We start from the raw sequence: 9310 nt of genomic DNA, 5'->3' as shown, positions 1-9310 counted from the left end.
ATAGGCGTGCTCCCACACGTCGTTGCCCATGATCGGGTAGTGACCCTCGCTGAGCGGATTGTCCTGGTTGGCCGTGCTCATGATCTGGAGCTTGCCGTCGCTGGTGCGCACCAGCCAAGCCCAGCCGCTGCCGAAGCGCTTGGTGCCCGCGTCGTTGAACTGCTTCTTGAACTCCTCGAAGGTGCCGAATGAGTCGGTGATCGCCTGAGCGAGCGCGCCGGTCGGCTCGCCGCCGCCGTTCGGACCCATGATCTGCCAGAACATGGTGTGGTTGACGTGGCCGCCGCCGTTGTTGCGTACCGCCGCGCGAATATCCTCCGGCACGCTGTTGAGGTCGCGGATCAGATCGTCCGCGCTCTGGCTTTGCAGGTTGGGATATTTCTCCAACGCGGCGTTTAAGTTGTTGACATACGCCGCGTGGTGCTTATCGTGATGGAGCTGCATCGTCTGCGTGTCGATGTGCGGCTCTAAGGCATTGTAGTCGTACGGTAAGGGCGGTAACTCGTGTGCCATTGCAATCCTCCTTGTTCAAGAACGAATAACCGATAGAGATCGCCGCAAACCATGTGCCACTGTCACCCGTCCATTGGATCAGGTTGTGTGGCCTCAGGAGGCGCGGCTCGACGAGTCATCGATAAACACGTGCGTATCCGGCGGTGGACCCGCCACCGGCACGCTCGTCGCCGCGCGCTCGCGCGCGATAGTTTCTGCAAACGCTTCCAGCATGGCCTGCTGCCTGGGGTTGAGGTAGGCGACCGTCCGCCTGGCCTTGACGGTCTGCCAGGCTTCCTCAACACTCATACTAGTGTACACCAGATAGCAGGCGCATAAGAGCGCCGATCGGCCTACCCCGGCGTGACAATGGATCAGCACCATCTTGCCCGCGCGGACAGCCTCATCGATGAAGGCCGCGCCCATGCGCAGCTGCGCGAGCGTCGGGATCGAGTGGTCGATCGTCGGCAGGCGCAGGTAGCCGTCGGGCTGAAGCTCGCCAAACGCATCTTCGTCGTGGCGCTCGGCCTGCAAGCTGACGACCACGCTCACGCCCTGCGAGACGAGCTGCCGCCAGTCGTGCGCGTCGATAAAGCCGCCGACAACGAGATGCGGGGTGATGGCGTCCGCGTTCGGCGGCAGATCGGGACGGCCCCGCCGCTGCCAGCGTCGCCAGCTTGCGAACATCCGCGAGCGCGCGCGAAATGCTGAGTGAGGAATACGCATCGATAAATCGCCATTTCTCCAAAGATTCTTCTTGATTGTACATGCAGCGGGCAAGGCTGGCAAAAATGCTGCTAGAAGAGTGCTAGAAGGCGTTGGACAGATCCGCGAGATATGCTACCATCGCGGCATGTTGCAAAGGTGCTGTCATGAACCTGCATCGGATCAAGGTATGGCCGTTGGTCAAAGCCGCTGCGCTCAAGTGGAACGGAGATAACTGTGTCCGGCTTGGCGCGTCGCTCTCGTACTACACGCTTTTTTCCCTCTTTCCGCTGATTCTGGTCGTGCTGACGATCGTGCGCCTGCTACTCGCCAACTCCGACGCGGCGCAGGTGGCGATCCTCAACGCGCTGGAGAGTATCACCGGCGGCTTTCGCGACGATTTTGTGAATGCGCTGGAAGCGGCGCAGAAGACGCGCAGCGCCTCCGGTATCGTCGGCACCGTCACGCTGATCCTGGGCGCGTCCTGGGTCTTTGGCGAGCTGGTTAGCGCGTTCAATATCATCTGGGGCGTGGAAGCGCCGTCGCAGGGCGGGCCGCTCGAATTTTTGCGCGCCACCTTTTTCTCGTTTGCGCTGGTGCTGGCGGGAGCGTTTCTGCTGCTGGTGTCGATGATCGTCAGCGCGATCCTGACCGCGCTCGGCGAGTTTATGCACACGCTGCCCGGCGGCGTGATCGTGTGGAGCCTGGTGCAGCTCGCGATCAACCTTGGCGTGCTCACGCTGATCTTTGCGCTGCTGTTCCGCTATTTGCCGCAGACCGATGTCACCTGGCGCGATGTGTGGCTCGGCGCGGTGCTGACCGCGATCCTCTGGTCGCTGCTTCAGTTTGCCATCGCGTACTACATCACGTTCAGCAGCTACAAAAACTATGGCGCGGTCGGCTCGATCCTGGCGCTGGTCGCCTGGGTCTATCTGTCGTCGCAGGTAGTCTTCTTCGGCGGCGAGTTTACGTCGGTCTATGCGCAGCAGTACGGCAGCCGCGCGGAGGTCGCGGTCGATCCGCTGTGTGCCTCTGTCGGCATGAATCTGCCGGTGTCCATGCCGATGAAGCGTGCGGATACGTCGCTGGCCCGTGAGCGCGTCGTCAGCGGCGCGACCGGCGCGGTGCTGGGCGTTCTCGGCACGGTCTGCGTCACGACGATCGCGCTGCTCGTCGGGCTGGGGCGAGCCGTGCGGCGGCTGCGCGCGGGCTAGGGGGTGGAGAACAAAGCATAAAGAACAAAGGGGAGAACAAGAGAACAAGAGGAGAACAAAAAACCGCGAACTTTGAACTTTGAACTCGAACCAAGGAGCTGTATGCCAATCTCGATGATCGTACATGGCGGCGCGTGGGCCATTCCCGACGCCGAAGTCGATGCGCATCTGCGCGGCGTGAGCGCGGCCCTGGCTGCGGGCTGGCACCTGCTGTCCGCTGGCGCGTCGGCGCTGGATGCCTGTGAGGCGGCGGTGCGGGCGATGGAGGACGATCCAACCTTCGACGCTGGCGTTGGCTCCTTTCTCAACGCGGTCGGGCAGGTGGAGATGGACGCGGCGGTGATGGATGGTCGCACGCTCGACGCGGGCGCGGTGGCGGCGATCGGGCGGGTGCGCAATCCCGTGCGTCTGGCGCGACATGTGATGCAGACCGAGCATGTGCTGGTCGTCGGCGCGGGTGCGGAGCAGCTTGCCGAGGCGGTCGGCATTCCCTGCTGCGAGCCGCTCGACCTGGTGGTGCCCCGCGAGCGGGAGCGCTGGCAGCGCATCCAGGCCGATCCGTCGTTCGCGATCGAGGATGCGTTTCGCGGCCACGATACCGTGGGCGCGCTGGCGCTCGACGAGCGCGGCAACATTGCGGCGGCGATCTCGACCGGCGGCGTGCCCAACAAACTGCCGGGTCGCGTCGGCGATACGCCGCTGATCGGCTGCGGGCTGTACGCCGACGACGAGGCGGGCGCGTGCTGCGCTACAGGACTCGGCGAGGCGATCATCCGCGTGGTGCTGTCGAAGTCGGTGGTCGATCGGCTGGCGCACGGCGAGAGCGCCCAGGATGCCGCCGACCACGCGATCGAGATGATGGCGCGGCGCACCGACGGCGCGGCAGGCTGTATCGTGCTACGGCCCGACGGCTCGGTCGGCGTGGCGCATAACACGCCGCGCATGGCCTATGCCTATCGCTGCGGAGCCGACGAGCCGGTCGTCGGTGTGCGCCACGGCGAGCGCTGACGGCCTGGCGGCAACGTCACTTCTGGCTGTGCCGAAGCACAGGCTTCGTCACGGCGCGTCTCGCGGCGCTGGCCCGCGCGCTCAGCAGGCAAACGCCAAGCGCCATGAGCATCCCCACCGCCGCCACGCGAAAAATGCCGACCGCGCCGATTCGATCCAGCAGCGCGCCGCCCACCAGCGAGCCGGTGATCGCTCCAAATCCAAGCGACGTGGAGCTGAGCAAACCCTGCGCGGTCGCCGCTCGCTCCCGTCCCGCTAGCTCGTGAACCAGCGTTACCGAGGCCATCAGATACATGCCGAATGAAAGGCCGTGCAGGAGTTGCACCGCCAGCACCGCGTAGGGCGACGGCGGGATGCTGTAGAGCAGGAAGCGAAGCATGTACGCGCCGACCGCAAGGATAAAGATCCGGCGGCTGGTGAAGCGCTCAAGCAGCCATCGGCCAAAAATCAGCACCGGTAGCTCGCTGATCGCTGCAACGACCGATGCCGTGCCGACCAGCCGCGCGGTGCCGCCGATCTCGATCAGGTAAATACCCAGGTAGCTCGACATGATCGTCGCGTTGCTGGTGACAAGATAGACTGTCAGCAGCAGCAGGGCAACCGAGCGATCCCGCACGATCTCAGAGACACCCTGCCATATCGGCTGGGCGGAGCGTGGCTGCAACGGCGGCAATCCCAGAGTCGCGGCGCAGGTGAGCAGCAGCGTGACGGCGTAGGCGATCAAGAAGACACTAGAGACGCTCTGGCCCATCCACCAGGCTAGCAGCCAGACCATGACGATAAATCCAATCGAGCCCCACATGCGTATCCGCCCGAACGATGTGCCCTCACGATCGCTGATCATCATCGCGTAGCTGTCGAGGAGCGCGGGCACGGCGGCCAGACAGATCGCCAGCAGCACCATCAGCGGCAGCAGCGCCACAAAGCTGGTCGTCTGCGATAGCAGCAGCGCGGCAACTACCGCCACCAGCAGCGTGCAGCGCAGCAGCAGACGATGCGCCGAAAAGCTATCCGCCAGCCCGCCCCACAGCGGCGCGATAAAGGCAATGCCCAGCGGAAGGATCGCCCCCAGCACGCCGATCTGTAAGCCGCTGAGCTGGAGATGACGGTAGTACAGGGCAATATACGGAGCGAAGCAGCCGATCGCTGCAAAGTACCAAAAGTAGCTGCAACTGAGCCATATTCCAGCGCGCGCGGCCTGTAACCTCGGCAATCGGATTCTAACCATACCGCCGCCTGTTCGCTAACACTGTCAACATAACGTCCTTCCTCTCAACCGACCCATCCCAAGTTTATCTATCCGCCGCTAAGGCAGCGCCAGCAGCAAGCCGCGCACCAAAGAACAGAGAACAGAGAACAAAGGCCATCCTAACCTGATCCGCGTTTCTTTGTTCTTTGTGCGCCGGGTGCCCATGCCGGGCTACCATGACCAAAAGGCACCCGCATGGCATCAGGTTCTTTGTTTGTTCTCCCCCATTAGGCCAAATGGCATATTGTATTGTCGCCGGGAATATGATAACATTCTTGAGCGACAAACTTAGCAATAGGTGAAGAGTATGGGCCGCATCTACGAAAATATTACCGAAACGATTGGTCGCACGCCGCTGGTCAAGGTTGGGCGCATCAACGATACGCACGCGACTATTGCTGCAAAGCTGGAGTTTTTCAACCCCGGCGGCTCGGTGAAGGATCGCATCGGTTTCTCCATGATTGATGCAGCCGAGCGTGAGGGCAAGATCAAGCCCGGCGTCACGACGCTGGTCGAGCCGACGAGCGGCAACACCGGCATTGCGCTGGCGATGGTCGCGGCGGCACGCGGCTACCGGCTGATCCTGACGATGCCTGAAACGATGAGCCTTGAGCGGCGCAAGCTGCTGAAAGCGTACGGTGCTGAGCTGGTGCTCACGCCGGGAGCCGAGGGCATGAGCGGCGCGATCAAGCAGGCCGAGGCCATCGCCGCCGAGCTTCAAGACAGCTTCATCCCGCAGCAGTTCAAGAATCCGGCCAATCCTGAGATCCATCGCAAGACGACCGCTGAGGAGCTGTGGGACGATACCGACGGCCAGATCGATATTCTGGTGGCGGGCATCGGCACCGGCGGCACGATCACTGGCGTGAGCGAGATCATCAAGGCGCGCAAGCCCAGCTTCCAGGCGATTGCGGTCGAGCCGGAGGCGTCGCCGATCCTGTCGGGTGGCAAGCCGGGGCCGCACAAGATCCAGGGCATCGGCGCGGGCTTCATCCCCGATGTGCTCAATACGTCGGCCTACGACGATGTGATCCGTGTCTCGAACGAGAGCGCCTACGCCACGGCCCGGCGCTTCGGCAAGGAAGAAGGCTTGCTGCTTGGTATTTCGGGCGGCGCGGCGGCCTGGGCGGCGCTCGAAGTGGCGCGGCGGCCTGAGAATGCGGGCAAGCTGATCGTCTTTATCGCGCCCTCGAATGGCGAGCGCTATCTTTCGACGCCGCTCTACGAAGAGGTCTAGCTGATCCAACACTTCGTCTTGGCAGCGCCGCCGAGCACAACAGGCTCAAGGTGTCGCCAGGTTTGTCTATCAAGTTTCTTCAGTGCCTCCAATTCGGAGGCACTTTTCTTTTGGGTGATAGCTGTGATTCAGCTTAAGAATCTCCGAAAAATCTATCAGCAGCCTGGCCGTGAGATCGCCGCGCTCGATCCCCAGACGACGCGCTCGATCGCATGCGGTCAGCGGCGCTCGATCCAGCGCTCGTGGCATTCCGGGCAGTGGATGCGGACGATCAGCGGGGCGACGCGCGCCACATAAAACGGGCGGTAGGGCTGGTCGATGGTGTGGCAGGCGGGACAGGCGATCGGCGCGTTAGCCGGACGACGCAGCAGCCGCCATAGCTGCTCAAGCGCGTAGAGCAAGATCGCCAGCACGAACATAAAACTATACGCGCCGAAGAGCGCTGCCAGCGGTAGAAATGAGCTATGCCATGGCTCAGGCAGCAGCGCGATGAGCACGACCGGCCCCAGCGAGCACGCGAGCGATGTCACCAGATAGCGAAGCTGATCGACAATATGGAGCGAGTGGTTATAACGGTCCATCAGGCTGCGGTTTCCTTCGCTTCTTTAGCTGGCTGATAATCCTTCGGAACGATCAGCAGCGCTCCTTGAGGTACTGCCTCGACATAGAGCGGGGTGGTTCCAAGCTCCTCGCCGTCGATCTCGGTCGGCAGCGGCGGTCGGGCTGTAATTTTTACTCGCGAAGCGCTCAGATAGGTCAAGGCGCTATGTCCGGTAAATCGGCGGGTCAAAATGCGTAGGAGAATCTGGAGCGCGCCCCAGAGCGTTGCCGACGAAACGATCACCAGATCGAGCTTCCCGTCGTGCGGCTGAATGTTTGGCCCCAGCGCAAGTCCAAAGCTCTCGATCTCGCCTACGTTAACTACCATGATCGTGTGGGCGCGCAGCCGTCGGCGTTTGCCGTCCACTTCCAGGTCGATCCGGGCGCGCCGCAGGGTAAACAGGTGTTTGATCCCGGTGACAACATAGGCCGCGAAGCCCAGCACGTTTTTGAGCTCACGCGATGCGTCTGCGATTAATCGTGCATCATACCCAGCTCCGGCCACAAGCGCAAAGTAGCGATCTTCGTTGGGCAAGTAGCCTACGTCGAAGCGCTGGGCCTTTCCGATGAAGGCCGTGTCCAGCGCCTGCTGCGGATCGGTTGGGATATTGACCGCACGTGCCAGGAGGTTGGCCGTTCCTACCGGTATCTGCGCCAGGGGAACGTGCGCGCCGCTTTTGATCAGCCCGCTCATCGCCTCCATAATGGTTCCGTCGCCGCCCGAAACCAGCACCAGATCGAAGCCGTCTGCCTCGGCTTGCTGCGCCCACATGAAGGCATCGCCGGCATCCTGGGTTTCCCGAAGCTCATACGCTACCTGCTCACGGGCGCAGCGCTCCTCGATCAATTGGCGCGTCTGCCCCACATCATGCCGTCCAGAAGCTGGATTGATGATCACCAGAATACGACGATACACGGCCATCTCGACTCCCTTGGAAACATTACGAAGCTTACGGAGTAGATGATGTTAGCAACTTCTGTCCCAGCGCTGGCAGAAGGCCCTGCTGCGGCACCAGCGCGTACGCGCCATTCACGGATGTTTCCCAGACCATCGAGCCGTCGACGGTGTAGCGTCGCACCTGCGCCGGGTCGATCTCCCTCATGCTCCAGAGCATCGACAGCACTACATCCGGCGGCATATCGGTTTGAATATAGGGCGTCAGCGCGGCGGTAAGCTGATCAGCCTCATGCAGATTTTGAAAGATGCCGCGCTCCTTGAGCCTCTGCGCAATGCCGACCAAAACAAGCTGCTGCCGCTTGATCCGCTCAAAGTCCGAGTCTGGGTGCCGCGTGCGGGCGAACATCAGCGCCGCCGCGCCGTCCATCTGCTGCGGCCCCGGCAGGAAATGCGCGACGGTATAACCATAATCGTCGGTTGGGAAACGCCCATCGTACAGCTCCTTGGGCACATCCACGGTAATCCCGCCAAGCGCGTCGATCAATGAGCGAAATCCGGCAAAATCGATCACCACGGCATGGTCGATCGTCAGGTTATATGCCTGCTGAAGTGTTTGTTTGGCTAAGGCCATACCGCCGCCGGGCTGGGCCATCTCGCCCTGATAAAACGCGCCGTTGACTTTGCTCTCACCGTATCCCGGAATATTCAACCATAGATCGCGCGGCATCGACAGGAGTGCTACATCGCCACGCTGCGGATCGATTCGCGCCAGCATCAGCGCGTCGCTGCGGGCACGCATGTCCTCGCCGGGTCGAGCATCGAGGCCAAGCAACAGGACGGTCATCGGTTGTGCGAAAGGTAGCGTCGGAGTAGGAGTTGGCACAATCGTCGGAGTGGTTGTCGCCGTTGCCGTAGCGCGGGAAGTTGGGGTGCTCGTCGGTGTGCCTGTCTCCGTCGGCTCTATTGCCGCAATGAGCGCTGTAGCGCTGGTCGATGCTGGCACGCTCGGCAGCTCGATCGACTCGGGCGCCGCAACTACGTTCCAGCTCTTCATATCACGGTTGTATGCGCGGTACAGCGGCAGGCCCAAATACCAGCCAAGAAACAATAGCAACAGAAGAGCAGATCCGAGCACGAGCCTCAGCGGCGAAGAACCTATGCGAGTCGAGCGGGCGGGCGATCGAGGCGTCCTTGCAGGGCCGGCTGCTTTCGGTTCCGGCGGCGCAGGAGGTATCCCCTTGGGAGCAATCTTTGTAACGACGGGCTGGGCTGGCGGCTGTATCGATCTGGCTGTTGGTGTTGTAACTAATGCGGTGAGTAAGCGCTGATCAAGCTGCTCGCGGTAGGCGCGGCACTCGGCACAGGCTGCTAAGTGAAAGCCAAGCTGAGGATCGCGACCACGAGTAGACCCTGGGATAATACCTTGATCGAGTAGGCGACGGGCTTCGGCACATATCATGAAAGACCTCGTTGGTAGGAGTATACATTTTAACAAACCTCAAACAAAGACCGCAAGCCCATTAAGCTGATAAAATCTTGATATACGGCATTCCAAAGCTGTATTTGCTATATGCTGTCGTAATTTGACAAATAATTCTAGCGTGCTATACTACCGCGCGTTGCAAACGAATGTGGTTCGTTGCAGCGCTCCTCCAAAAGAGAAGCATAACCTGAGAGAAGCACATACAACACTTGACAAACATCTGAGAGTGTAGTATAATTCTCTTCTGTCGCTGACAACAGCAACACCACAGTCTCGCCTCCTCAGGAGGCAGACCGCCACAATCGGGACCGATGCATCGAGCGGTGTTCGCACGCCCTCGATTTTTTATCGCCGCCCGGTGGCGCGCACCTGACCAACTGACGTGTGATGCGTGACCCTGAACGAGAACCTCGGTTCTCACTTT

At 61.4% G+C, this 9310-nt stretch carries 9 protein-coding genes; 3 read left to right on the top strand and 6 right to left on the bottom strand.

The features are described 5' to 3' along the window. Positions 1 to 513 (bottom strand): superoxide dismutase (locus VFZ66_00600; protein ID HEX6287651.1); only part of this gene is annotated, 513 nt, incomplete at its 3' end. A gap of 93 nt (positions 514 to 606) precedes the next feature. Further along, positions 607 to 1218 (bottom strand): dual specificity protein phosphatase family protein, encoded by a 612-nt coding sequence (locus tag VFZ66_00595; GenBank protein ID HEX6287650.1) that lies wholly within the window; start codon positions 1216 to 1218, stop codon positions 607 to 609. Between the two features lie 146 nt (positions 1219 to 1364). Between VFZ66_00595 and VFZ66_00590 the strand changes: the two genes are divergently transcribed. After that, a complete protein-coding gene (locus VFZ66_00590; GenBank protein ID HEX6287649.1) occupies positions 1365 to 2411 on the top strand; it encodes a YihY/virulence factor BrkB family protein in 1047 nt (348 codons plus the stop codon). A gap of 102 nt (positions 2412 to 2513) precedes the next feature. Next, a complete protein-coding gene (locus VFZ66_00585) occupies positions 2514 to 3419 on the top strand; it encodes an isoaspartyl peptidase/L-asparaginase (protein ID HEX6287648.1) in 906 nt (301 codons plus the stop codon). A 16-nt stretch (positions 3420 to 3435) separates the two neighbouring features. Here the strand turns inward: VFZ66_00585 and VFZ66_00580 are convergent, their stop codons facing one another. Further along, on the bottom strand, positions 3436 to 4647 hold the full coding sequence (locus VFZ66_00580; protein ID HEX6287647.1) for an MFS transporter: 1212 nt from the start codon (positions 4645 to 4647) through the stop codon (positions 3436 to 3438). Positions 4648 to 4975: 328 nt separating this feature from the next. Between VFZ66_00580 and cysK the strand changes: the two genes are divergently transcribed. Further along, positions 4976 to 5905 (top strand): cysteine synthase A, encoded by a 930-nt coding sequence (gene cysK / locus VFZ66_00575; GenBank protein ID HEX6287646.1) that lies wholly within the window; start codon positions 4976 to 4978, stop codon positions 5903 to 5905. Between the two features lie 218 nt (positions 5906 to 6123). Here the strand turns inward: cysK and VFZ66_00570 are convergent, their stop codons facing one another. From VFZ66_00570 to VFZ66_00560, 3 genes are read right to left on the bottom strand one after another with little or no spacing between them, the layout of a single operon-like run. Then, entirely contained in the window at positions 6124 to 6486 is a 363-nt protein-coding gene (locus VFZ66_00570; GenBank protein ID HEX6287645.1) for a hypothetical protein, read from the bottom strand. After that, complete coding sequence (locus tag VFZ66_00565) at positions 6486 to 7427, bottom strand: diacylglycerol kinase family protein (protein HEX6287644.1); 942 nt, start codon at positions 7425 to 7427, stop codon at positions 6486 to 6488. Before VFZ66_00565 ends, VFZ66_00570 begins: the two co-directional genes overlap by 1 nt. Positions 7428 to 7455: 28 nt before the next feature. Beyond that, entirely contained in the window at positions 7456 to 8247 is a 792-nt protein-coding gene (locus tag VFZ66_00560) for an LCP family protein (protein HEX6287643.1), read from the bottom strand. Positions 8248 to 9310 lie beyond the last annotated feature (1063 nt).

Source organism: Herpetosiphonaceae bacterium (assembly GCA_036374795.1).
In the GTDB taxonomy this organism is placed as follows: Bacteria; Chloroflexota; Chloroflexia; order Chloroflexales; family Kallotenuaceae; genus LB3-1.
The sequence above is the reverse complement of the archived record's forward strand: the minus strand, read 5'-3'. Positions and strand labels throughout refer to the sequence as shown.

Excerpts from the sequence above, each read along its gene's own strand:
- VFZ66_00565 (HEX6287644.1), bottom strand. The coding sequence starts at position 7,427 with ATGGCCGTGTATCGTCGTATTCTGGTGATCATCAATCCAGCTTCTGGA.
- VFZ66_00590 (HEX6287649.1), top strand. The coding sequence starts at position 1,365 with ATGAACCTGCATCGGATCAAGGTATGGCCGTTGGTCAAAGCCGCTGCG.
- VFZ66_00580 (HEX6287647.1), bottom strand. The coding sequence starts at position 4,647 with ATGGTTAGAATCCGATTGCCGAGGTTACAGGCCGCGCGCGCTGGAATA.
- cysK (HEX6287646.1), top strand. The coding sequence starts at position 4,976 with ATGGGCCGCATCTACGAAAATATTACCGAAACGATTGGTCGCACGCCG.
- VFZ66_00595 (HEX6287650.1), bottom strand. The coding sequence starts at position 1,218 with ATGCGTATTCCTCACTCAGCATTTCGCGCGCGCTCGCGGATGTTCGCA.
- VFZ66_00585 (HEX6287648.1), top strand. The coding sequence starts at position 2,514 with ATGCCAATCTCGATGATCGTACATGGCGGCGCGTGGGCCATTCCCGAC.
- VFZ66_00560 (HEX6287643.1), bottom strand. The coding sequence starts at position 8,247 with ATGACCGTCCTGTTGCTTGGCCTCGATGCTCGACCCGGCGAGGACATG.
- VFZ66_00570 (HEX6287645.1), bottom strand. The coding sequence starts at position 6,486 with ATGGACCGTTATAACCACTCGCTCCATATTGTCGATCAGCTTCGCTAT.